General features: G+C 59.8%; 21 protein-coding genes and 1 tRNA gene. 14 read left to right on the top strand and 8 right to left on the bottom strand.

All coding sequences use genetic code 11. The features are described 5' to 3' along the window. The first annotated feature begins 10 nt into the window (after positions 1-10). The 3 genes from MKS85_RS11145 (at position 11) to MKS85_RS11135 (ending at position 2560) form a co-directional block, all read left to right on the top strand. Positions 11-433 (top strand): DoxX family protein, encoded by a 423-nt coding sequence (locus MKS85_RS11145; protein WP_139049687.1) that lies wholly within the window; start codon positions 11-13, stop codon positions 431-433. 65 nt (positions 434-498) lie between these two features. Continuing rightward, positions 499-2007, top strand: a complete 1509-nt coding sequence (locus MKS85_RS11140; protein ID WP_139049686.1) for a UbiD family decarboxylase — start codon at positions 499-501, stop codon at positions 2005-2007. Then, a complete protein-coding gene (locus MKS85_RS11135; RefSeq protein ID WP_139049685.1) occupies positions 1994-2560 on the top strand; it encodes a UbiX family flavin prenyltransferase in 567 nt (188 codons plus the stop codon). Before MKS85_RS11140 ends, MKS85_RS11135 begins: the two co-directional genes overlap by 14 nt. 124 nt (positions 2561-2684) lie before the next feature. Here MKS85_RS11135 and MKS85_RS11130 read toward each other — a convergent pair whose 3' ends face one another. Then, on the bottom strand, positions 2685-4172 hold the full coding sequence (locus MKS85_RS11130) for an MFS transporter (RefSeq protein ID WP_139049684.1): 1488 nt from the start codon (positions 4170-4172) through the stop codon (positions 2685-2687). Between MKS85_RS11130 and MKS85_RS11125 the strand changes: the two genes are divergently transcribed. The 4 genes from MKS85_RS11125 to MKS85_RS11110 all read left to right on the top strand — a co-directional run bounded on the left by MKS85_RS11125 (position 4159) and on the right by MKS85_RS11110 (position 6683). Further along, positions 4159-5085, top strand: coding sequence for a LysR family transcriptional regulator (locus MKS85_RS11125; RefSeq protein ID WP_171061345.1), 927 nt, complete (start codon positions 4159-4161; stop codon positions 5083-5085). The genes MKS85_RS11130 and MKS85_RS11125 overlap by 14 nt on opposite strands. A gap of 156 nt (positions 5086-5241) precedes the next feature. Continuing rightward, complete coding sequence (gstA, locus tag MKS85_RS11120; protein WP_139049683.1) at positions 5242-5853, top strand: glutathione transferase GstA; 612 nt, start codon at positions 5242-5244, stop codon at positions 5851-5853. Between the two features lie 64 nt (positions 5854-5917). Next, positions 5918-6289, top strand: coding sequence for a Rid family hydrolase (locus MKS85_RS11115; protein WP_139049682.1), 372 nt, complete (start codon positions 5918-5920; stop codon positions 6287-6289). Then, positions 6279-6683: a nuclear transport factor 2 family protein gene (locus MKS85_RS11110; RefSeq protein ID WP_139049681.1), complete on the top strand. Its 405-nt coding sequence runs from the start codon at positions 6279-6281 to the stop codon at positions 6681-6683. The genes MKS85_RS11115 and MKS85_RS11110 overlap by 11 nt, the downstream gene beginning before the upstream one ends. A gap of 222 nt (positions 6684-6905) precedes the next feature. Here MKS85_RS11110 and MKS85_RS11105 read toward each other — a convergent pair. The 5 genes from MKS85_RS11105 to MKS85_RS11085 all read right to left on the bottom strand — a co-directional run bounded on the left by MKS85_RS11105 (position 6906) and on the right by MKS85_RS11085 (position 10667). Then, positions 6906-6981, bottom strand: a tRNA-Gly gene (locus MKS85_RS11105). A gap of 63 nt (positions 6982-7044) precedes the next feature. Then, positions 7045-7605: a CDP-diacylglycerol--glycerol-3-phosphate 3-phosphatidyltransferase gene (gene pgsA / locus MKS85_RS11100; protein WP_047227859.1), complete on the bottom strand. Its 561-nt coding sequence runs from the start codon at positions 7603-7605 to the stop codon at positions 7045-7047. A gap of 32 nt (positions 7606-7637) precedes the next feature. After that, positions 7638-9461, bottom strand: coding sequence for an excinuclease ABC subunit UvrC (uvrC, locus tag MKS85_RS11095; protein WP_139049667.1), 1824 nt, complete (start codon positions 9459-9461; stop codon positions 7638-7640). 2 nt (positions 9462-9463) lie between these two features. Further along, a complete protein-coding gene (gene uvrY / locus MKS85_RS11090; protein ID WP_024781217.1) occupies positions 9464-10105 on the bottom strand; it encodes a UvrY/SirA/GacA family response regulator transcription factor in 642 nt (213 codons plus the stop codon). A gap of 127 nt (positions 10106-10232) precedes the next feature. After that, a complete protein-coding gene (locus MKS85_RS11085; protein WP_076384052.1) occupies positions 10233-10667 on the bottom strand; it encodes an N-acetyltransferase in 435 nt (144 codons plus the stop codon). A gap of 692 nt (positions 10668-11359) precedes the next feature. Here MKS85_RS11085 and MKS85_RS11080 point away from each other — a divergent pair. Then, complete coding sequence (locus MKS85_RS11080; RefSeq protein WP_139049666.1) at positions 11360-12427, top strand: 3-deoxy-7-phosphoheptulonate synthase; 1068 nt, start codon at positions 11360-11362, stop codon at positions 12425-12427. Between the two features lie 31 nt (positions 12428-12458). Here the strand turns inward: MKS85_RS11080 and MKS85_RS11075 are convergent, their stop codons facing one another. Beyond that, complete coding sequence (locus MKS85_RS11075) at positions 12459-13520, bottom strand: hypothetical protein (RefSeq protein ID WP_257220686.1); 1062 nt, start codon at positions 13518-13520, stop codon at positions 12459-12461. A 326-nt stretch (positions 13521-13846) separates the two neighbouring features. On the opposite strand from MKS85_RS11075, the gene MKS85_RS11070 reads away from it, so the two are divergent. The 6 genes from MKS85_RS11070 (at position 13847) to MKS85_RS11045 (ending at position 20784) form a co-directional block, all read left to right on the top strand. Then, positions 13847-14725 carry a triacylglycerol lipase gene (locus MKS85_RS11070; protein WP_047227853.1) on the top strand — a complete coding sequence of 293 codons (879 nt, stop codon included), beginning with the start codon at positions 13847-13849 and terminating at the stop codon, positions 14723-14725. 96 nt (positions 14726-14821) lie between these two features. After that, on the top strand, positions 14822-15103 hold the full coding sequence (locus MKS85_RS11065) for a peptidylprolyl isomerase (protein WP_007898306.1): 282 nt from the start codon (positions 14822-14824) through the stop codon (positions 15101-15103). A 130-nt stretch (positions 15104-15233) separates the two neighbouring features. Further along, entirely contained in the window at positions 15234-17102 is a 1869-nt protein-coding gene (locus MKS85_RS11060; RefSeq protein WP_139049665.1) for an extracellular solute-binding protein, read from the top strand. Then, entirely contained in the window at positions 17102-18160 is a 1059-nt protein-coding gene (locus MKS85_RS11055) for a microcin C ABC transporter permease YejB (protein WP_139049664.1), read from the top strand. Before MKS85_RS11060 ends, MKS85_RS11055 begins: the two co-directional genes overlap by 1 nt. Further along, the gene (locus tag MKS85_RS11050; RefSeq protein ID WP_047227850.1) at positions 18160-19182 is read left to right on the top strand and encodes an ABC transporter permease; all 1023 of its coding nucleotides are present in this window, start codon (positions 18160-18162) and stop codon (positions 19180-19182) included. The genes MKS85_RS11055 and MKS85_RS11050 overlap by 1 nt, the downstream gene beginning before the upstream one ends. A 27-nt stretch (positions 19183-19209) precedes the next feature. Further along, positions 19210-20784, top strand: coding sequence for an ABC transporter ATP-binding protein (locus MKS85_RS11045; RefSeq protein WP_139049663.1), 1575 nt, complete (start codon positions 19210-19212; stop codon positions 20782-20784). A 12-nt stretch (positions 20785-20796) separates the two neighbouring features. On the opposite strand, the gene MKS85_RS11040 is transcribed toward MKS85_RS11045, so the two are convergent. After that, positions 20797-22131, bottom strand: a complete 1335-nt coding sequence (locus tag MKS85_RS11040) for a methyl-accepting chemotaxis protein (protein WP_139049662.1) — start codon at positions 22129-22131, stop codon at positions 20797-20799. Between the last annotated feature and the right edge of the window lie 21 nt (positions 22132-22152).

Raw genomic sequence — 22152 nt, 5'->3', positions numbered from 1 at the left:
GAGCAATGGAATGTACTTACGCTATCAGCTGTTCGATGACCAACGCGACGCAATGATCCTCATAGCACGGATTATGATTTTGATCCTCTATGGCTACTTTGGCTTCACCTATGTCACGGACCACGGAAGCTTCGTGACCTACCTGAAATCGGTGAACGCGCCGATCCCTGAGTTCACCGCAATAGTCGCCACCATCGTCGAGTTCTTCGGAGGGCTGGCTCTGCTATTCGGCTTCTGGACCCGGCCAATTGCAGCGATTTTCGTGCTGTACACCATCGGCACCGGAATCATCGGTCATGCGTTCTGGAACACCACCAATCCGGCCGATCATCACACGCTGTTCGTGCACTTCTTCAAGAACGTGAGCATTGCCGGTGGTTTCCTTTTCCTCTGCCTGTTGGGGCCGGGTAAATATTCGATCGACAAACGTTGATCTTCTGACGACGGGCGCACAAATGCGCCCGTCGTTTTTCTATTCAGTCCCCGCGGATACACAAGATGAACAAACTGATTGAACCAGTTACCGACCTTCGAGACTGGCTGGCACGAGCAGAAAAGATCGGCGAACTGCAAACCGTCTCGCAAGCCGTCGACCCGATTGAAGAAATGAGCGCCATCACTTATCTGGTGGCCCGCCAAACCACCTCGCCTGCGGTGCTCTTCGACCAAGCGGACTCGCCACTGGGCTTGCGTCATTTGTGGAACATTTTTGGTCCGAGCGTGGCGCGCACCGCGATCACCCTTGAGGAGGCTCCAGATACACCGACCATGGAACTAATCCGGCGAACCAAAGAAAAGCTCAAACACAGCATAGCTCCGCTTGAAATCTCGGCTGAAGCCGCGCCGATCTACCAGAACACACTCACGGGTAACGACATCGACCTCACCCGCCTGCCGATCCCCAAACACTGGCCAAGGGATGGCGGAGCCTACGCCGGTACAGCGGATGCGGTGTTCACCCGGGATCTGGAGTCCGGCTACCTGAACGTCGGCACCTATCGGATGATGATCCAGGGGGCTCGCGAGGTCGGCCTGTCGCTGGCACCGGGCAAGGACGCCCTGCGCCATATTCATCAAGCGTGGGCAAAGGGTGAAGCGCTGCCCGTAGCGGCAGCCTGGGGTGTCGACCCATTGATGATGGTGGTCGGTTCGCAATCGTTGCCGCCTGGCGTCAGCGAATACGATTTTGCCGGCGGCATCAAAGGCAAACCTGTTGAAGTCGTACGCGCGAAAAACTCCGACCTGCTTATTCCGGCCGCGGCGGAGATTGTCATCGAAGGTTTGATTCGTCCCGGCTCGACCCGTGAAGAAGGGCCTTTCGGCGAGTTCACCGGCTACTACGGCTATAAGGACATCGATTGCCCGCTGATTGAAGTTACCGCCCTACACTACCGAACCCGTCCGATTCTGACCAATGCGCTGATGGCTGATTTCCCCTCGAACGAGCAAAGCGCGTTCTTCTCCACCATCCGCTCGGCCAAGATCTGGAGCGACCTCGACAAACTCGGGATCCAGGGCATCCAAGGAGTGTATTGCCCGCCCGCCGCTGCCGGAGCGTTCGGCATGATCATCATCAGTCTTCAACAGAAATACGCCGGACATGCGGCGCAAGCGCTGGCGCTCGCCAGTCAAGTGCCCGGCGGCGCATACATCAGCAAATGGATCGTCGCGGTGGATGAAGACGTCGATCCCACCGACATGAATCAGGTGCTATGGGCCATGGCTACGCGCGCCACCCCCAGCGATGACATCGACATTCTGCGCAACACCCGCGGCTCGCCGCTGGACCCGGCACAGAATCCGCCGGAGAAACGTTTCTTCGGCTCCAAGGCCTTGATCAACGCATGCAAGGATTACCGCAACATTCACAGTTTCCCGACGCGCACTCTGTTGCGCCCCTCGATCTACGAACGAGTGCGCGAACGCTGGACCGATTTGGGTCTTCCCGGCGAAGCACCGCTGGTCAGCGTATTCGACAACGTGGTGGATTCCCATGAGCAGCCCTGAACGACGCATCGTGGTCGGCATCAGCGGTGCCAGCGGCGTAATTTACGGCGTGCGCACATTGGTGCTGCTGCGCGAACTGGGCATTGCTACTCATTTGATCATGACCAAATCGGCCCAAGTCACCCTGGCTCACGAACTTGATATGAAAGTGGCTGATGTCAAAGCGCTTGCCAGTGTCGTACACGATCCGGCGGACATCGGCGCATCGATTTCCAGTGGCTCGTTCAAGACATTGGGTATGGTGGTGACTCCGTGCTCAATCAAAAGTCTTTCGGAGATTTCCAGCGGCATCACCGGCAGCCTGCTCAGTCGTGCCGCCGATGTGACGCTCAAGGAGCGCCGGCCATTGATTCTGATGGTGCGGGAAACGCCGTTGCATCTTGGGCACCTGCGCAGCATGACTCAGGCCTGTGAAATGGGCGGCATCGTAATGCCGCCGGTACCGGCGTTTTACGCCCGGCCGCAATCGATCGAAGACATGGTCGATCATACGGTCGGCCGCATGCTCGATTTGTTGGGCCTTGATAGCGGGACGGTACGTCGCTGGGGTTGAACGTCACTTTTAGCTGCATCTTCGGTAAGTGTGCCTCGGCGCCTTGCCGAATCGCTCTTTCACAATCTGGACCAACGCAACGTCGATTCATCGAAACACTCACCGGCGAGCTTGAGCGCGCCGGTCAGCATTCACTCACGACATCGACTTCGTCGGTGTACAGCCGCATCACGGTCAGCACTGCTGCAGCTGCAAACGACAGCGCAATAATCGACAGGGCGCCAGTGGCGCGTCCCGATCCTTCGAGCGTAGCGCCGAGTAAAGCAATCCCCGTCACCCCGCCACATTGGCGAGCGGCATTGAGCACTCCAGAGCCGACGCCGATCTTGCCGCTCGGCACACTCGCCAGGCAAGCGCCGACGATCACCGGCAAGGTCGCACCGCCCAGCCCGATCAACAGCCCCCCGAGCATCAGGCTAATGCTCTCCATTCCGAACAACGCCAGCAATGCAGCCCCGAACGCTCCACAAAACATGCCTGCGACACCGACTGAACGGGCACCGAAGGCGTTCGACAGCCGCCCAGAAAGACTCGCCATGACGCCAGTCGCAATTGTCATCGGGATCATCGCCACGCCGATTTCCACAGGTGTTCGGCCCTGCCCCTGCAGCGCGAATGGCAGCACAAACAGGCTGCCGTAGTACGCCAGCGTTTGCAGAAATCCGGCGCCTATCGCGGCAGAAAAAGTTCTCGACTCAAACAGGTGCAACGGCAACATCGGTTCGCGCCGTCTCCGCTGCGAATAGATAAACGCCACGCCCGAGATCAGCGCTAGCAGCAATGTCGCGATGACCCACGCATGTTCCCAGCCCCATACCGGCCCTTCAATCAACGCGAAGATTAGCGACACCAGCGCCAGTGCCGAAAGCACTTGCCCCGTCCAGTCAATCGAACACGGCTGAATGGCAATGACACTGCTGCGTAGCGCACAGCACACCAGGGCAATCAGGCAGAACGGCACGTTCAGATAAAAAATCGAGCGCCAGTCGACCAGCTCCACCAGCACACCGCCCAATAACGGACCGCTCACCAGCGCAAGCGCTGAAATCCCGCCCCACAAGGCAACAGCTTTGGCCCGCGCCTTGGGATCAGGATACGCCTCGACCAGTAATGCCATAGAACTGGGTAGCATAAGCGCCGCACCGACACCTTGCACCGCCCGCGCGGCAATCAGCTCGACAACGCCGTGGGCCGATCCGCAGGCAATCGATGCACCCGTGAACACCAACAGGGCAAACAGAAAAACTTTCCTCGCCCCCAGCCGATCGCTCAACGCACCGGCAGACAACAGCAGACTGGCAAATACCAAAGTGTAGGCGCCGGCGATCCATTGCAGCCGATCCATCCCCGTTGCCAGGTCACGCCCAATGCTCGGCAGTGCGACATTCAGCGCTGTGGCATCCAGCGCAACCATGAATGAACTCAACGCCACGCTCACCAGAACAGGCGCCGCCGAGGCGGGTCTGGCCACCAGATCCATTGATAGGGTTTTGCCCACTTTCCAACACCTCACTGTGTATTCAGGAGCGATCCTGAGGCGGTGAGCGCACTTCGTAAAATTAAATCTCGAATACCCGAACATAAGAGGAACTACTGAAATGATGAACCTCATGCATTGGCGCCTGTTGGTCGCCGTGGCTGACGCCGAAAATGTTTCTCGCGCCGCTGAGCGCTATGGCATTACCCAGTCGGGCGCAAGCCAAGCCCTGACGCAGATGGAGGAAGCGTTGGGCGTAAAAGTGTTCGTGCGCGACCGTCGTCAGACCACCGCGACAGCCATCGGGCAGCAGATCATCGACCGCGCGCGCCGCATGCTCAGCGAATTCGAATCGATCCAGAATCTGGTAGATGCGTCGCGCGGGTGTCACCTGGGACGAATCAAACTCGCAAGTTTTCCTTCCGTATTTGCCAACCTGCTGCCGCCGTTGCTGCAAGGCTTCAGTCGGCTGCATCCAGGCATAGAAATCGTTTCGCTCGAAGGCACCGACGAAGAAGTTGAGCAATGGCTGGCCAACAGCAGTATCGATCTTGGCGTCGTGATGAATCCCTGCCCTTCCCGTGGTGCGCTGTTGCTGGGCCGCGATTCATGGGTGGCGGCAATACCCGCGACCCATGACCTGGCGCGCAAATCCTCACACAGCACCGTCGCGCTCAAGGATCTGGTGGAAGAGCCGTTCATCCTCGCCACCGGCGGCTGCTACCTTAATGGTCAGTCGCTGGTAGAACGTGAAGGACTCAAGCTGAAGGACGTCAAGATCACAGTACGCGACTGGACCACCGCGTTTGCGTTGATCAGTGAAGGCATGGGGATTTCGATCGTACCGGCTTCGACACTGCCGGTTGATCGCCGGGGAATGCGGGTCTTCGAATTGAGCAAACCGATCTATCGCGAGTTCGGCCTGGTTTGCTCACCCGCCGGCGAAAACACGCCTTCTGCCCAGGCGTTTCTCAATGAAATTCGCAAATCGACCCTCGGCAGCGACATCCCGATGACGGTTCGCAGTACTGAAGCGAAAGTCGCCTGAATCGACATAAGAGCACCTAATGATGGGTGCATAAAATCGTAATTTTACCGTTCGATGACATGGCACCAATATGTCTGGAACGAGGCTCGCAGCCGTTTCAGACCTGGAACGGCAACACGTTCGGGCACGCGTCGCCCGCTTAACAAGGAGATACACATGAAACTGTACTTTGCCCCTATGACCTGTTCCCTGTCGCCACACATCGTGATGCGTGAGCTGGGCCTGCCTTTCGAACTGATCCGAGTCAACAACAAGACCAAAGCAACGGCAGACGGGCGTGACTTTCGCGACATCAACCCAAAGGGATACGTCGCCGCACTGATGCTGGATAATGGCCAAGTGTTGACCGAAGGTCCGGCCATCGTGCAATACCTGGTCGATCAGGTTCCGGGCAACTCACTGGCACCGGCCAACGGCACCTGGGAGCGCACGCGTTTGCAGGAACTGCTGAACTTCATCACCTCAGAAATCCATGGCGGTAGCGCACCGCTGTTCAATGCCGATATCCCTGAGCCCACCAAAGAAATCTTCCGCCAGAAACTGTTTAAGCGCCTGGACTACCTGAACAAGAGCCTGGTGAACAAAGACTACCTGCTGAGCGCCTTCGGCCTGGCCGATGCCTACCTGTTCACGGTGCTGAAGTGGCTGCCGTTCTTCAATATCGACATCAAGAACTGGCCTGAACTGGCGTCGTTCATGGCGCGTATGGAAGCACGTCCAAGCGTGCAGGCCGCCATTGCCGCAGAAGAAGCAACGCAGCCGGTTTAATCACGGATGACAGAAGCTGGTCGATGCTAGCTTCTGCCTTACTTCAACTTGGATGAAGTCCCCTATGCAGACAATTGAACGCGTCCCAAGCGGCCACGCAGGACGTAGCCGTTCCTGCGCCTACGCAGATATCGTTTACACCGTGGCAACTTCCGCGGACACCTCACTGGACATCGTCGGCCAGACTCACCAAGCCCTCGCCGCGTTGAGCATCAGCCTCAAAGGCCTTGGCTCTCACGCTTCGCGCATGCTATCGGCTCAGGTGCTGCTGGCAGACATGGGCAGCAAATCCACAGTCGATGAAATCTGGGCCGGATGGATCGGCGACAACCCCCAGCACTGGCCCCAGCGTGCCTGCTACGGTGTCGATCTAGGCGGCAAACTTCTGATTGAAATCATCGTCACTGCGGCGCGAGGAACGGCTAATGACGCATAACGATCAGATCGACCTGGTCATTCGGACTTGTGAGGCTCAACGCAGTGCCGCCATGCTCGGCGGGCACCTGGATATCTTCAGCTACTTGTTCCACCCAGACCTGACCTACATCCACGCCACTGGTGTGGTGGACGATCTCAAGAGTTATCTTGAGAAATGCCGTTCTCGGGAGTTCATCTATCACACCCTCAATCATCAGATCGACAAGGTGACGCGGGTGGGTGATCTAGCGATCGCGTTAGGTGAAATGGTCACCATAGTCACCTCCGGAGGAATAAGAAAACATCTGCACAATCGAACGCTCACGGCGTGGCAGAAAACCGGTGAGCAATGGCAACTACTGGTCTACCAGGCGACACCGCTCAAGCCGGCCGTGGTACTCGAGACATCGTGAGCGATCCGACGCACGCCCATAGGTCGAATAGCCCTTAATCGTGCCCCCGCGAGATCGGTGCGCGAGCGGGGTCAAGTCTCATGGCGTTGAGCCAACCAATGAACTTAATGAATGCCCCCCCACTGAAATGTCCGAACATTCAGCAGTCAGTGTATCCAGCGCTAAGGCATTCTCAGCGCACAAAAAAAAAGCCACTCATCTGAGTGGCTTTTTTCTGAATCTTGGAGCGGGAAACGAGACTCGAACTCGCGACCCCGACCTTGGCAAGGTCGTGCTCTACCAACTGAGCTATTCCCGCGTCTTGGTGTGGCGCATTCTATAGATTCAGATTACGCCGTCAACCCTTTGATTCAAAAAACTTTTATTTCGGGTCTACGTCAGTGCGCAGATGCGGCCAGGCGGCGCGCAGGTACTGAACCATCGACCACAATGTCAGGCCTGCGGAGATCAGCAGCAGCGCGTAGCCCAACAGCACCCAGAAATTGAAGTTAGCCGGGTTGCCCAGCAGGATCACCAGCGCCAGCATCTGCGCGGCGGTTTTCCATTTGCCCAGGTTCGATACTGCCACCTGGGCACGGGCGCCCAGTTCGGCCATCCATTCGCGCAGTGCTGATACGACGATTTCGCGGCCGATGATCACCGCCGCCGGCAGGGTCAGCCAGAGGTTGCCGTGCTCCTGCACCAGCAGAACCAAGGCGACCGCGACCATCAGCTTGTCGGCCACAGGGTCCAGGAAGGCGCCGAAAGGCGTGCTCTGCTCCAGGCGTCGGGCCAGGTAGCCGTCCAGCCAGTCGGTGGCGGCGGCGAAGGCAAAGACCGAGGCGGAGGCCACATAGCTCCAGTGGTACGGCAAATAGAACAGCAAAATGAAGATCGGGATGAGCAGGACGCGGAGTACGGTAATCAGATTTGGGATATTCATCGGCACAACTGGCTGCGAGGTTGACGGGCATTCTACTCGCTATGCAGGCTTGCATAAATCGACTCAGCGAGCTTTTTACTGATACCGGGAGCTTTGGCTATCTCTTCGATGCTGGCACGAGACAGCTCCTGCAATCCACCAAAATGTTTCAATAGATCGCGACGTCGCGTCGGGCCAACCCCTGCCACACCTTCCAGCGTCGATGTACGGCGGGTCTTGCCCCGGCGGGCGCGGTGTCCGGTAATGGCGAAACGGTGTGCTTCGTCACGGATCTGCTGGATCAGGTGCAGCGCCGGCGAATCCCCTTTCAGGGTGAACTCATGGGCCGCATCGTTCAGGTACAAGGTCTCGAAACCGGCCTTGCGGGTGGCGCCCTTGGCCACGCCCAGCAGGATCAGGTCGGGGACCATCAGCTCGTTCAATACGTCGCGGGCCATGGACAGCTGGCCTTTGCCGCCGTCCACCAGCAGGATGTCCGGCAGCTTGCCCTCCCCGTCCTTGAGCTTGCCGAACCGGCGCATCAGCGCCTGATGCATCGCCGCATAATCATCGCCCGGGGTAACGCCCTCAATGTTGTAGCGCCGGTAATCGGACTTGATCGGGCCCTCCGGACCAAACACCACACAAGATGCCACGGTCGCTTCGCCACTGGAGTGACTGATGTCGTAGCACTCCAGCCGCTGCGGCGGCTCGTCCAGGTTAAGGACATCGGCCAAGGCATCGAACCGTGCAGCCACATGCTGGCGGTTGGCCAAGCGTGCGCCAAGGGCCTGTTCGGCGTTGGTCACGGCCAGTTGCTGCCAGCGCGCCCGGGTGCCACGCACGCGATGGCTGATGGTCAGTTCACGACCACGAAGCTTGTCAATGGCCTCGACCAGGGCTGGGAAGTCTTCGTGGACCACATTGACGATCAACTCGGCAGGCAGGTCGCGCTCCGGGCTGCTGATGTAGTACTGGCCCAAAAACGCCGCCATGACTTCGGCCACGTCTTCCTCGATACCCACCTGGGGAAAGAAGTTCTTGCTGCCCAGCACCCGACCGCCGCGCACGCTGATCAGGTGAACGCAGGCGCCACCCGGGTTGATGAACGCGGCGATCACGTCAACGTCGCCGCTGCCGCCTTCCATGCTCTGCTGATCCTGCACGCGGCGAAGCAGCCCGATCTGGTCACGCAGCTCGGCAGCCCGCTCAAACTCAAGATTGACCGCCGCGTCCTCCATCGCCGCCGACAGTTCGTCGGTCAACGCATTGCTGCGACCTTCAAGAAACATCACCGAGTGGCGCACGTCTTCGGCGTAGACGTGGGGTTCGACGAACCCGACGCAAGGCGCTTTGCAGCGTTTGATCTGATATTGCAGGCATGGTCGGGTACGGTTCTTGTAATAGCTGTCTTCGCATTGGCGAACGAAGAAGGTCTTCTGCAACAGACTCAGGCTTTCACGGATCGCCCCAGCGCTGGGGTAAGGACCGAAATACCGGCCCTTGGCCTTCTTGGCCCCGCGGTGGATGCTCAGACGCGGAAATGCCCCGTCGGACAGGAACACGTACGGGTAGGACTTATCGTCACGCAGCAGAATATTGTACGGCGGCCGCCATTCCTTGATCAGCGTCTGCTCGAGCAGCAAGGCCTCGGTTTCATTGGCGGTGATGGTGGTTTCGACTTGCGCGATGCGCCCCACCAGGGCGGCGGTCTTTGGCGCGAGGCCGGTTTTACGAAAGTAGCTGGCCAGACGCTTCTTGAGGTTCTTGGCCTTACCGACGTAAAGCAGACGCGCATCGCTGTCGAACATGCGATAGACGCCTGGGCGACCGCTGCATGTGGACAGGAAAGCACTTGGATCAAACAGTTCAGTCATTATCAGGCGCTGGCATCGACCATGCCGTGGCGCACCGCCAGCAGCGTCAACTCGACATCGCTGCTGATCGACAGCTTCTCGAAGATTCGGTAACGGTAGGTGTTGACGGTTTTAGGCGACAAGCACAGCTTATCGGAGATGATCTGCACCTTTTGGCAACCGACAATCATCAGGGCAATCTGGATTTCCCGTTCCGACAGCGCATCGAAGGGCGATTCATTGGTCGGCTGGAACGACTTGATTGCCAGCTGCTGGGCAATTTGCGGGCTGATGTAACGCTGACCGGCAAATACCAGGCGAATGGCCTGGACCATCTCGTTCAAGCCGGCGCCCTTGGTGAGGTAACCCGCAGCACCCGCCTGCAACAACCGGGTCGGGAACGGATCTTCTTCACACACGGTCACCGCGACCACCTTGATGTCCGGGTGGCTGCGCAGCAGTTTACGCGTGGCTTCAAGACCGCCGATGCCTGGCATCTTGACGTCCATCAGTACCACGTCGGGTTTCAGTTCACGCGCCTTGATAAGGGACTCTTCCCCGGATTCAGCCTGACCAACCACCTGCAGACCGTCGATATCAGCCAGCATTCGTGTAATGCCCGTACGGACGAGATCATGGTCGTCGACCACTAACACCCTAATCAAGCAGACACCTCACGATTTGGTCTTATTTGGGTTGCCCAACACCTTAGCAAAAACCATCCGGCAGACCTAGCGCAAAGGGACATATAAAAGTTACAACGCGTCTTTCACAGGCACGCAATCCGAGGCCTCAAGCCCTGGCGGCCCGTTCCATCCTCAGGAAACATTCATCCTCGCCGACCACCTGCAGCCCCATGCGCTCGTAGAGCACCCTGGCCGGATTGTTCTTGAAAACCGTCAGGCGTAACGCCGGGCGACGCTCCTGCATCATCATGTCCCAAACCTGACCGATCGCCCAGGTGCCGGCGCCCTGCCCCCGAAACGCCTCGGCAATCTGTAGCTCCCGGATATACAACGCCCGGGCATCACGACTCAGACTCACAAAACCCAACGCTTGCCCCTCGCGGCAGATGATCCAGTTCTGACGAATGATCCAGGCCAGATCGAATGCTTCGTCCTGCCATAACAAATCATGGTGCAAGTAATAGGGAAGCATGTTGATGCACGTCAGTTGCCGGGCAAAGGCGATGTCCTCGGCCGTTGCCGCACGCCACTGGAAACTCATGTGTACCTCTTCAAAGAATGGTCACCCATACGACTGGGCCCGATAACCGTCGGGCACCACAACTCGCTCAGGCCGAAAGCCAGATCGAGAGAAGGTGCAAACCCAAAGTTTGTCATAAAGCCCGCCGGACTCAAGCCAGGATGAACAATCACATGCCCACGATAGAATTTTCTGATTGAACCGGCCCGCCCTGCTCTAGTAAGCTCAGGGCCATTCATCGGAGACAGACCATGTTCAACGCCCTCGCATCGCTTCAAACCGCCAGCGCCCCGCGCTCGGTTGCGGCTGCCTGGGAGAACAGTGTTCAGACTCCGGTCAGCTTTTATTTTGGGTATTGGTTTAGCCACTGGCGCGCCTGATACCCAACCGGCGCCCAATTTAAACGGGTCGCCTTCCAGAGTTTTCTAACCCCCGGTCGGCCTCCCGACCGGGGGTTTTGTTTTTTCAGCCCCACACATTTTTGCGACACCAGACAAACTTGAGGATTGAGCCATGAACTACGCCACTTATTACCGTTACGACAGTTTTTCCGCCTGGCGATTTACCAGCCACCGCTCGGGACAGCCTGCCGCCTCCGATCGGTCACCTACCGGTGGCAAGCCTCAGTTGCGGGCCAATACGGCCAATTGTCGAACACCCCAATAGGGCCGGCGCGCGGGAATGAACCCGCTGCCCGCCCAGGAAACCAGATCATGAATTCGTCCGTCTCTGCTTTGCCGCTGTCCACTCTAAACCCCGCCAATGAAGCCCTGACCCTGCGTCTGCCCAGCTCATTGCAACTCAAGCAACAATTGCCCCTCAGCTCGGCGCTGAGCCAACAGGTCAATGCCCATCGCCAGGCAATCCGCTCGATCCTCGACGGCGAGGACTCCCGCCTGCTGGTCATTGTCGGCCCCTGCTCCATCCACGATCCGAAATCGGCCCTCGAATACGCTGCCAACCTGGCGCGCGTGGCCCATGAAGTCAGCGACAGCATGCTGCTGGTGATGCGCGCCTACGTGGAAAAACCCCGCACGACGGTAGGCTGGAAAGGCCTCGCTTACGACCCTGGCCTGGATGGCAGCGATGACATGGCCGGCGGCCTGACGCTGTCCCGGGAACTGATGCGCGAAATGCTCCAGTTGGGCCTGCCTGTGGCCACCGAACTGCTGCAACCCATGGCCGCCAACTACTTCGATGACCTGCTCAGTTGGGTCGCCATCGGCGCGCGTACCACCGAATCGCAGATCCACCGGGAAATGGCCAGCGGCCTGGGCATGCCGGTCGGTTTCAAGAACGGCACGGACGGCGGTGTTGGCATCGCCTGCGATGCCATGCGCTCGGCAGCCCATCCTCATCGGCATTTCGGCGTCGACAGCCAGGGGCATCCGGCGATCATCCAGACCCAGGGCAACCCCGACACTCATCTGGTGCTGCGCGGCGGCCATCGCGGGCCGAACTATGACCGCCAGAGCGTCACACAGATACACAATGACCTGACCCGCCTGAAAATACCGGCCCGGATCATGGTGGATTGCAGCCACGCCAACAGTGGCAAAGACCCGTTGCGCCAGCCTCAGGTGTTCAACGACGTCCTGGAACAGCGCCTGCAAGGAAACCACTCCCTCATCGGCATGATGCTGGAAAGCCACCTGTTCGAAGGTTGCCAGTCGTTGGGCCCGTCGCTGCGTTACGGCGTATCGGTGACCGATGGCTGCCTGGGTTGGGCGACCACCGAGCAACTGCTGCGTCAGGCCCATCGTCAACTGGTGTCGGCCTGAATCCTGAAAGCGCCCTCCCCAGCGAGGACGCTCAGCTTTTCGCCGCGGAACGAACCTGGACGGTGACCCACTCCGAATGCTGGCTCACATCGTCCAGGCGCTCGACCTGATAAAACAAATGCACCGATCTGCCGCGCTGGTCCTGCCAGAACGCCGCAGGCACTACAAAGGTCAGCGCTTGACCTGCCGTCGCCGCGGTGATTTCGCGCTCGGCGACATGCGCGTAACTGCCGTTGCACTGCAGCCAGACCAGCTCGTCAGCCTCAAGCCCGGCACCGTCGATGACGACACTCACCCCCTCCTGTAACCCGTCGACATCCAGCCCGCCCGCGTTCAATCCCGCAATCCGCGGCGCCTTCAGAGCAGGACGTCGCAAAGGCCCCAAGTGCAACGACAGGGGCTCGGCGCGACGCACCGAATGTCCGCGCCGGACGACATAGGTCAGGCTCAGGCTTTGACCCTCATGAGGGGCAATCAGCGCATGATCGACCCAGAACGCTACCTCGCGGCCGACGGCATGAGCCTCGATATCCAGCACATCGCGCCAAACGGCCCTGGAATCGTTGCTGGCAATCAGGATCAACCGGTCGCCGACGGCCATTCTGGAATAGGGTTTGATGGTCACGCACGTTCCTTCGGGCACCCGCGCCGGGTCCAGGCTGCCGCCCACGGCATCGTTGACAACGGCGGCCGGCAGTTGCAAGGAAACATCGCCGATATCCAGTTGCAAAGGCTGGGAAACCAGCGTGGCCGGCAGCCGTTTGCTCGTCACCTGGTAGCTGATCTCCAGCGAGCCGCCGTCCAGCTCGGCGATATGCGGCTCGCGCACAACAAAAACGACATCTCGCCCCACATGCCGCTCAGTGATGAACCTTCGCACTTCATGCCGATAGGGTTCGGCGTCTGAATTGAGTCCGTGCCAGAACAGCAGCACTTCATCTCCGCACGTCATCATTGGATATGGCTTGACGGTGATGACGACCTTGCGCCAAGCGGGGTTGATCACCCCTGCCGTGGCCGCTGCCAGAAACGGGGCCGGCAATTTCGTCAGGGGTGCGAGCCGGGCTCGCGGGGCAGATGGGTAAGTGGTCATACATAGGCTCCAGTCCTTGGATAAAGGCACCGCGTTCATATCGCGGCACCCGATGAAGCCATTAAACCTCGACCGTCCCAAACCCACAGTCAGACAAGACGACCACGGGAGTGGCCTGGTGCCGGTGAAGTTGTAGCCGCAAGCGCCAAGGGCAATCGGAAGTATCCCGATACGCTCAGATCCGTCCGGCTCCAGTCCGACCCTTCCCACTTCTTCTATTCCGTTTTCAGCAGAGCACTGCGGTTTCTTCCTACACCGTCCAGCACAAGCCTGCATTAGAGTGACGTCGCGAATTCAACAGGAACCTCTTCGAAAAAGGTACGAACATGCAACGGAATGCAACCACTCAATTTCCCATCCTGCTGGTCCATGGGTTGTTCGGGTTTGACAGGGTCGGCGGCTTCGAACTCTTCCACGGGATCAAACAGGCATTACGCGCCGCCGGTGCCCGGGTGTTCATCCCCTATTTGTCAGCGACACATTCCAATGAAGCCCGTGGTGAACAACTGCTGGCACAGATCGATCGGATCCTGAGCGGCACCGGCGCCACCAGGGTCAACCTGATCGGTCACAGCCAGGGCGCGCTGGCCGCCCGATACGCCGGCGCTGTTGCCCCCGACAGGGTGGCCTCGGTGACCTCGGTCAGCGGCCCCAATCATGGCTCCGAACTGATAGATTTCCTCTACAAAGCCCTGACCCCGGGGCGCCTACCAGAGCATGTGGCGGATAAAGTCGCCACGCTTTTTGCTGACTTCATCTCGCTGCTGGGCGGCCAGGCGCAACTGCCACACGCGGCCATCGCAGCACTGGCGGCGCTGACCACCGAAGGCGTAGGCGCGTTCAATGACAAATACCCCCAAGGCCTGCCCAAACACTGGGGCGGCAACGGAGCACAAAGGGTCAACGGGGTGCGCTACTACTCATGGAGCGGCACGTTGCCGGACTCCGAGAACGGAGCATGCAATGCGATGGACCCACTGCAGGGTTTCTGCCGGGCCTTTTCCGAGTATTTCATCACCGAAGCCGGGCAGAACGACGGCCTGGTGGGACGCTTCAGCTCGCACCTGGGCAAGGTCATTCGCTCTGACTATCCACTGGACCACATGGACGCCATCAACCAGACAGCCGGTTGCAGCCGCAAGGGTACAGACCCGGTGGAGCTTTACGTGCGCCACGCCGAACGCCTGCGCAAAGCCGGCCTTTGATCGACAGACTCAAGGTTTTGACGCATTTTTGACAACAACCGGTCAGTGATTCCGGTAGGCTCAACACCTTTAAAGCTATTGAAAGGAATTTTACCCATGGCCAAAGCCACTGCCCGCCACATCCTGGTTTCCAGCGAAGAGAAGTGCAACGAACTCAAGGCTCAGATCGAAGCCGGCGCCGATTTCGCTGAAGTCGCCAAGGCCAACTCCTCGTGCCCGTCCAGCCGTCAGGGCGGCGACCTGGGTTCGTTCGGTCCAGGCCAGATGGTCAAGGAATTCGACACCGTGGTATTCAGTGCCCCGATCAATGTGGTGCAGGGTCCGGTCAAGACCCAGTTCGGCTATCACCTGCTGGAAGTGACCAGCCGCCAGGACTGATCCCGGCTTATCGACATAACGGCCCGCCCTTCGGTGGGCCGTTGTGTTTGTGTCAGGCCAAGGGGCTAGCGATCAAGGCGTAGCTCGCGTACAAATCGTGGTCATCTATCACCCGGCTTTAAGGCTGACAATGCGACTGGCGTTCCCTTCACTGCTGTTCACTGCCGTGGTCCTGCTGACAGGTGCCGCCGGTGTGGATGCCACACCGCAACATGCCCTGACGGTGTATGGCGAACCAGCCAAGTACCCCCAGGGCTTCAGCCACTTCGCCTATACCAATCCCCAGGCCCCCAAAGGCGGCACCATGCGCCGCTCGGCCATCGAGATCGGCCATTTCGACCACGTCCTGCCCTACATCGACAAAGGCATCGGCGTCAGCCAGATCGATGGAATGCTGTATTCGCCGCTGGCTCAGCGCTCGCTGGACGAGCCCTACACCGTCTATGGCCTGGTGGCGCAGAAGATGGAACGCGCCGACGATGGCCTGTCCTTGCGCTTCTACCTCAATCCCAAGGCCCGGTTTGCCGATGGCAGGCCCATCACCGCCGAGGACGTGCGCTACACCTTCGAGCTGTTGATGACCCAGGGCAGCCTGCGGTATCGCACCCAGTTCGCCGCCGTCAAAGGCGTCGAAGTGGAATCCGAGCGCACCGTTCGCTTCGACTTCAAGAACAACGAGAACCGTACCCTGCCTCTGGACATCGCCACACTGCCGGTCTTTCCCGAGCACTGGTGGAAAACCCGCGATTTTGCCAGTGGAGGTGGCTACGAAGCCCCGCTGGGCAGTGGCCCCTATCGGGTGGGCCGGATCGACTCGGGACGCAGCATCACCTTCGAGCGCAACCCCGACTGGTGGGGCAAGGACCTGCCGGTCAGTCGCGGGCTCTACAATTTCGACCATTTCAGCATCGAGTATTTCGGCGATACCGATGTGGCGCGGCAGGTCTTGCGTGGCGGCGCTTATGACTACAATCGCGAGTTCTCCGCCACCGGTTATTCCATCGGCTATGACAGCCCAGCCCTGCATGACGGTCGCCTGCAAAAGGCCCACCTGGCCACCGAGGCTCCCCAAACGGCCCAAGGCTTCGTGTTCAACCTGCAAAAACCGCAGTTCCAGGATCGGCGTGTCCGCCAAGCCCTGGCCATGCTCTGGGATTTCGAGTGGAGCAACCGCCAGATGATGCGCAACCTCTATGTGCGCCAGCAGAGTTTTTTCTCCAACACCGACCTGGCCGCCCGGCAACTGCCCGATGCCGACGAACTGGCGATTCTCGAGCCGTTGCGCGGCAAAGTCCCAGAGGAAGTCTTCAGCCAGGTCTTCCACGCACCGAAAACCGACGGCAGCGGCGTGATCCGTGACAAACAACTGCAAGCCCTGGCACTGCTGCAACAGGCCGGCTGGAAACCCGACGGCGACCGCCTGGTCAATGCCGAGGGGGAAGCGCTGAGCTTCACGTTCCTGATCAGCCAGAACGGCCTCGACCGGCTATTGCTGCCCTACAAGCGCACCCTGGCACAGATCGGCATCGACATGAGCATCCGGCGCATCGACGCCTCCCAATACGTCAATCGCCTGATGAGTCGCGACTACGACATGATCATCACCGGCTATCCCGTCAGCACTTCGCCGGGCATGGAGCTCTATAACTATTTCGGCTCGGCGGCGGCCAACGATCCGGGCGCCAACAATTACATGGCCTTGCAGAATCCGGCCGTCGATGCCCTGATCGACGGACTGGTCAAAGCCACCACCCAGCGCGACATGCTCCGCCATGCCCACGCCCTGGACCGGGTGCTGCAATGGAATTACTACTGGATCCCCAACTACTACCCGCCGGGCAGTTCGACCGTCTGGTGGAACCGCTTTGGCAGACCCAAAGTGCAGGCCAGCAATGACGAAGCCATCGAAAGCTGGTGGGAAATGAGCACCACACCGCTGACCAACGAGCAGATGGCCGCCGAACGCCTCAAACGCGGCTCCCCTGGAGGGCGGCATTGATGTGGGCCTATATCGCGCGGCGCTTGCTGCTGATCATTCCGACGCTGGTCATCATCCTGTTGGTGAACTTCGTCATCGTGCAGGCCGCTCCGGGCGGGCCGGTGGAACAGGCCATCGCTCACCTGCAAGGCATCGGCGGCGCCAGTGTCGGCAGTTCGGGCACTGCCATGACCGGCAGTTCGCGAGCCAGTCGCGGCCTCGATCCACAGCTGATCAAGTACATTGAAAAACAATACGGCTTCGACAAACCGGCCCATGAGCGTTTGTGGTTGATGCTCAGCAGCTACGCCCGACTGGACTTCGGCAAGAGTTTCTTTCGCGGCGCCACGGTGACCGACCTGATCCTGGAGAAGATGCCGGTGACCATTTCCCTCGGGCTCTGGGCCACGCTGATCACCTACCTGGTGTCGATTCCCCTGGGCATCCGCAAGGCCGTGCGCCATGGCTCGGCCTTCGATGTGTGGAGCAGCACGGCGATCATCATCGGCTACGCCATGCCGGCATTTCTGTTCGCCATGTTCCTGATCGTGATGTTTGCCGGCGGCACGTCGTTGAACTGGTTTCCGGTGCGCGGGCTGGTGTCGGACAACTTCGAGTCGCTGTCGACACTGGGCAAGATCACCGATTATTTCTGGCACCTGGTCCTGCCGGTCACTTCGCTGGTGATTGGCGGTTTCGCCACCTTGACGATCCTGACCAAGAACTCGTTCCTCAACGAAATCACCCGCCAGTACGTGGTCACCGCGCGAGCCAAGGGTATGAGCGAACGACGCGTGCTGTATGGCCATGTGTTCCGCAATGCGATGCTGCTGGTGGTGTCAGGGATTCCCCAGGCGTTCATCAGCGTGTTTTTCGCCGGCTCCTTGCTGATCGAGGTGATCTTCTCCCTCGATGGCCTGGGACGCATGAGCTATGAAGCCGCGGTGTCCCGGGACTATCCGGTGGTGTTCGGTTCGCTGTTCATCTTCACGCTGTTCGGCTTGCTGATCAAACTCATCGGCGACCTGTGCTACACCCTGGTGGACCCGCGTATCGACTTCGCCGCGAGGAACGCCTGATGTTCAAGTTGTCACCCTTGGGCCGCCGGCGTTTTGAGCGTTTCAAGAAGAATCGCCGGGGTTGGTGGTCGCTGTGGCTGTTCATCGGCCTGTTCATGCTGACCCTGGGCGGCGAATTGATCGCCAACGACAAGCCGTTGCTGGTGAGTTACCAGGGGTCGCTGTATTTCCCAGTGTTCAAGCGCTACACCGAACAGGAGTTTGGCGGGCAGTTGCCGTTCCAGGCCGATTACCGCAGCAGCTACGTGCAGGATCTGATCCACAAGGACGGCGGCTGGCTGTTGTTCCCGCCGATCCCGTTCAGCGACGACACACCCAACTACGACCTGAACCAGCCGACCCCAAGCCCGCCCTCGTCGGTGAACTGGCTGGGCACCGATGATCAGGCCCGGGACGTGCTGGCCCGGGTGATCTTCGGGGCACGGGTGTCGATTCTGTTCGCCCTGGCCCTGACGGCCATCAGCGCGCTGATCGGTATCAGCGCCGGTGCCTTGCAGGGGTATTACGGCGGCTGGGTGGACCTGCTGGGGCAACGCCTGCTGGAAGTCTGGTCCGGGCTGCCGGTGCTCTATCTGCTGATCATTCTGTCCGGCTTTGTCGAGCCGAATTTCTGGTGGCTGCTGGGAATCATGGCACTGTTTTCCTGGCTGGCCCTGGTGGATGTGGTGCGCGCCGAGTTCCTGCGCGGACGCAACCTTGAATACGTCAAAGCCGCCAGAGCCCTGGGCCTGTCCGACCGCAAGGTGATTGTGCGGCATATCCTGCCCAACGCGATGAACGCCACCCTGAGTTATCTGCCGTTCATCCTCACCGGGGCGATTTCCACCCTCACCGCCCTGGACTTCCTCGGCTTCGGCATGCCGGCGGGCAGCGCGTCGCTGGGCGAGTTGATCGGCCAGGGCAAACAGAACCTGCAAGCGCCGTGGCTGGGCCTGACGGCGTTCTTCACCCTGGCGCTGATTCTTTCTCTGCTGGTGTTCATTGGCGAGGCGTTGCGCGATGCATTCGACCCCCGATCCTGATCCACGGCCATGAAGCGGAACCCTGAGATGAGCGACAACCTGATCGAAATCCGCGACTTGAGCGTGGCCTTCAACGACCAAACCGTGGTGCGCAACCTGTGCCTGGATATCCGCCCCGGTGAATGCCTGGCCCTGGTGGGCGAGTCAGGCTCCGGCAAGTCGGTAACGGCCCATTCGATCCTGCAACTGCTGCCGCAAACCGGCAGCCGTACCACCGGCAGCATTCGCTATCGCGGCCAGGAACTGGTGGACGCCGAGGCCAGGGTCCTGCGCGAACTGCGCGGGGACCGGATCGCGATGATCTTCCAGGAGCCCATGACCTCGCTGAACCCGCTGCACAGCGTCGAAAAGCAGATTGGCGAAACCCTCATGCTGCACAAGGGCCTGGGCGGCAAGGCCGCGCGCCAGCGCATTCTGGAGTTGCTGGCCCTGGTGGGCATCCAGAAACCCACCGAACGCCTCAAGGCCTACCCGCATCAACTCTCCGGCGGCCAACGACAGCGGGTGATGATTGCCATGGCCCTGGCCTGCGAACCGGAACTGTTGATTGCCGACGAACCGACCACCGCGCTCGACGTGACGGTGCAGCGCAAGATTCTGCTGCTGCTCAAGTCCCTGCAGCAACGACTCGGCATGTCACTGCTGCTGATCAGCCACGACCTGAACCTGGTGCGCAGCATCGCGCAACGGGTGTGCGTGATGAAGGCCGGGGAAATCGTCGAACAGGCGCCGTGCGAAACGCTCTTCAGCGCGCCGAAGCATCCCTACAGCTGCGAGTTGCTGCACGCCGAACCGGAAGGCGAAGCCCTGCCCCGTGACGAACGCGAAGACGTCTTGCAAGTGCAGGATCTGCGCGTCAGCTTTGCCCTGGGCGGCGGGCTGTTCCGGCGCAAGGAATACCTGCGCGCCGTGGACGGCATCAGCTTGACGATCCAGCGCGGCAAGACCCTGGGCATCGTCGGTGAATCCGGTTCCGGCAAATCCACCCTCGGCCAGGCGATCCTGCGATTGATCGAATCCGAAGGCAGCATCCACTTCCAGGGACAAGCCCTCGATCATCTGTCGCAGAAAGACCTGCGACCGTGGCGCAAGCAGATGCAGGTGGTGTTCCAGGACCCGTTCGGCAGCCTCAGCCCTCGCATGTCGGTGCAGCAGATCATCAGTGAAGGCCTTGAGGTCCACAGCTCGTCCAGTTCCGAGCAGTGTGAAGCGCAGGTGATCCAGGCGCTGCAGGAAGTCGGCCTCGACCCGCAGAGCCGCCACCGCTACCCCCACGAATTCTCCGGTGGCCAGCGCCAACGCATCGCCATCGCCCGGGCATTGGTGCTCAAGCCGGCCCTGATTCTGCTGGACGAACCGACCTCAGCCCTGGACCGCACCGTGCAAAAGCAAGTGGTCGCCCTGCTCCGCCAGCTTCAGGAAAAGCATGGCCTGACTTACCTGTTCATCAGCCATGATCTGGCAGTGGTCCGCGCCCTGGCCCACGACATGATCGTGATCAAGGACGGTAAAGTGGTGGAGCACGGCGCCAGCCATGAGGTGTTCGACTCGCCCCAGCATCCCTACACCAAGGAGCTGTTGGCGGCGGCTCAACCGCAGTAATCCCGGGCTCGCTCAGGCACCACGTCGTTGATCCAGCGCTTGAGCGAATTCACCCATCACCTCCACCACCTGCTGCGCGCCTCGATGAATATCCAGAATGACAGTGCCGGCCTGGTTAGCCAGTTTCACCCCCTGCTCTGCCTTGAGCGTGCTCGATTGCATGCTGCTCACCGCTTGCCTGGCCAATTCACGGTTCTTGGCGACGACCTGAGTAATGGCCACGGTTGACTGACTTGTACGTCGCGCCAGATTGCGCACCTCATCGGCCACCACCGCGAAGCCGCGTCCCTGCTCCCCGGCGCGAGCCGCTTCGATGGCGGCATTGAGGGCAAGCAGATTGGTCTGTTCGGCAATGCCCCGGATGGCATCGACGATGCTGCCGATTTCCTCTGACTGCGCGCTAAGGGCACCTATCCCGGCTGACACCTGCTGAAGCTCATCGGCGATACTTTGCACCACCGTAACGGTTTGCTGAACCACACACGTGCCGAGCCGGGTTTGCTCATCGGTCTGCCGGGACGTCTCGAAAGCAAGTCCGGCCGCTTTTGATTCACTTTGGCGCTGCTCGACTTCGCGAGTGCTGTCAGTGGCGAACTTGACCACGCCATACAAGCGCCCCCGTGCATCGTAGAGAGGGTTGTAGGTAGCCTGCAGCCAGACAGTCGCGCCTCGATTGTCGACGCGCTCGAAAAGGCCGGTCCTGTATTCACCGCGATTGAGCCCGGCCCAGAAGCCACGATAAGCCTCACTCTGGACCTCGCTGGGTTTGCAGAAAATCCGGTGATGCTGGCCCCGAATTTCTTGCAGGCGGTACCCCATGACGTTCATGAAATTCTCGTTGGCATTCACGACCTGACCGCTCAGATCAAATTCGATAACCGCCATGGAGCGGTCGATCGCTTGCATGAAGCTGGTTTCGGCCTGGGCGCGCAACACCCGCTCGTTGATATCGCGAACGATCAAGATGATGCGCTGCACCTTTGCATGGTGATCCAGCACAGGAACGTAGTTTGCTTGCACCCACAACCAGCTTCCATCACGCCGCAAATGCAGGAATTGGCTGTCGGCAGAAGAGCCCTGCCCCAACTGCCGCCATAACGCTGAGCACTCGGCGCTGCGTGAATAGGCAGGCTCACAAAACATCGAATGATGCTGACCGAGGGTTTCGCTGAGTGAATACCCCATCATTTTCAAAAAAGCCGGGCTGACGTCGAGCACCTCGCCCGTCGGGGTGAACTCGATGATCGCCATGCATTGCTGCAAGGCCGTCCGTTCGGCTTCGAGAAAAGCCTGCCTGGCCTGGATTTCGTGCAAGGCGTCCTGATGCTTGCGAGTACGAATGAACATGGGTGGCGCTCCCGGAGGCGT

It is taken from the genome of Pseudomonas sp. JL2, from assembly GCF_031570495.1.
In the GTDB taxonomy this organism is placed as follows: Bacteria; Pseudomonadota; Gammaproteobacteria; order Pseudomonadales; family Pseudomonadaceae; genus Aquipseudomonas; species Aquipseudomonas rhizophila.
Note: the sequence above shows the minus strand (reverse complement) of the source record. Positions and strands in the feature narration are given on the sequence as shown.

Bases quoted from the DNA above. Each gene is read 5' to 3' on its own strand.
- MKS85_RS11145 (WP_139049687.1), top strand. From the start codon at position 11: ATGTACTTACGCTATCAGCTGTTCGATGACCAACGCGACGCAATGATC.
- MKS85_RS11140 (WP_139049686.1), top strand. From the start codon at position 499: ATGAACAAACTGATTGAACCAGTTACCGACCTTCGAGACTGGCTGGCA.
- MKS85_RS11135 (WP_139049685.1), top strand. From the start codon at position 1,994: ATGAGCAGCCCTGAACGACGCATCGTGGTCGGCATCAGCGGTGCCAGC.
- MKS85_RS11125 (WP_171061345.1), top strand. From the start codon at position 4,159: ATGATGAACCTCATGCATTGGCGCCTGTTGGTCGCCGTGGCTGACGCC.
- MKS85_RS11130 (WP_139049684.1), bottom strand. From the start codon at position 4,172: ATGAGGTTCATCATTTCAGTAGTTCCTCTTATGTTCGGGTATTCGAGA.
- gstA (WP_139049683.1), top strand. From the start codon at position 5,242: ATGAAACTGTACTTTGCCCCTATGACCTGTTCCCTGTCGCCACACATC.
- MKS85_RS11115 (WP_139049682.1), top strand. From the start codon at position 5,918: ATGCAGACAATTGAACGCGTCCCAAGCGGCCACGCAGGACGTAGCCGT.
- MKS85_RS11110 (WP_139049681.1), top strand. From the start codon at position 6,279: ATGACGCATAACGATCAGATCGACCTGGTCATTCGGACTTGTGAGGCT.
- pgsA (WP_047227859.1), bottom strand. From the start codon at position 7,605: ATGAATATCCCAAATCTGATTACCGTACTCCGCGTCCTGCTCATCCCG.
- uvrC (WP_139049667.1), bottom strand. From the start codon at position 9,461: ATGACTGAACTGTTTGATCCAAGTGCTTTCCTGTCCACATGCAGCGGT.
- MKS85_RS11085 (WP_076384052.1), bottom strand. From the start codon at position 10,667: ATGAGTTTCCAGTGGCGTGCGGCAACGGCCGAGGACATCGCCTTTGCC.
- MKS85_RS11080 (WP_139049666.1), top strand. From the start codon at position 11,360: ATGAATTCGTCCGTCTCTGCTTTGCCGCTGTCCACTCTAAACCCCGCC.
- MKS85_RS11075 (WP_257220686.1), bottom strand. From the start codon at position 13,520: ATGACCACTTACCCATCTGCCCCGCGAGCCCGGCTCGCACCCCTGACG.
- MKS85_RS11070 (WP_047227853.1), top strand. From the start codon at position 13,847: ATGCAACGGAATGCAACCACTCAATTTCCCATCCTGCTGGTCCATGGG.
- MKS85_RS11065 (WP_007898306.1), top strand. From the start codon at position 14,822: ATGGCCAAAGCCACTGCCCGCCACATCCTGGTTTCCAGCGAAGAGAAG.
- MKS85_RS11060 (WP_139049665.1), top strand. From the start codon at position 15,234: ATGCGACTGGCGTTCCCTTCACTGCTGTTCACTGCCGTGGTCCTGCTG.
- MKS85_RS11055 (WP_139049664.1), top strand. From the start codon at position 17,102: ATGTGGGCCTATATCGCGCGGCGCTTGCTGCTGATCATTCCGACGCTG.
- MKS85_RS11050 (WP_047227850.1), top strand. From the start codon at position 18,160: ATGTTCAAGTTGTCACCCTTGGGCCGCCGGCGTTTTGAGCGTTTCAAG.
- MKS85_RS11045 (WP_139049663.1), top strand. From the start codon at position 19,210: ATGAGCGACAACCTGATCGAAATCCGCGACTTGAGCGTGGCCTTCAAC.
- MKS85_RS11040 (WP_139049662.1), bottom strand. From the start codon at position 22,131: ATGTTCATTCGTACTCGCAAGCATCAGGACGCCTTGCACGAAATCCAG.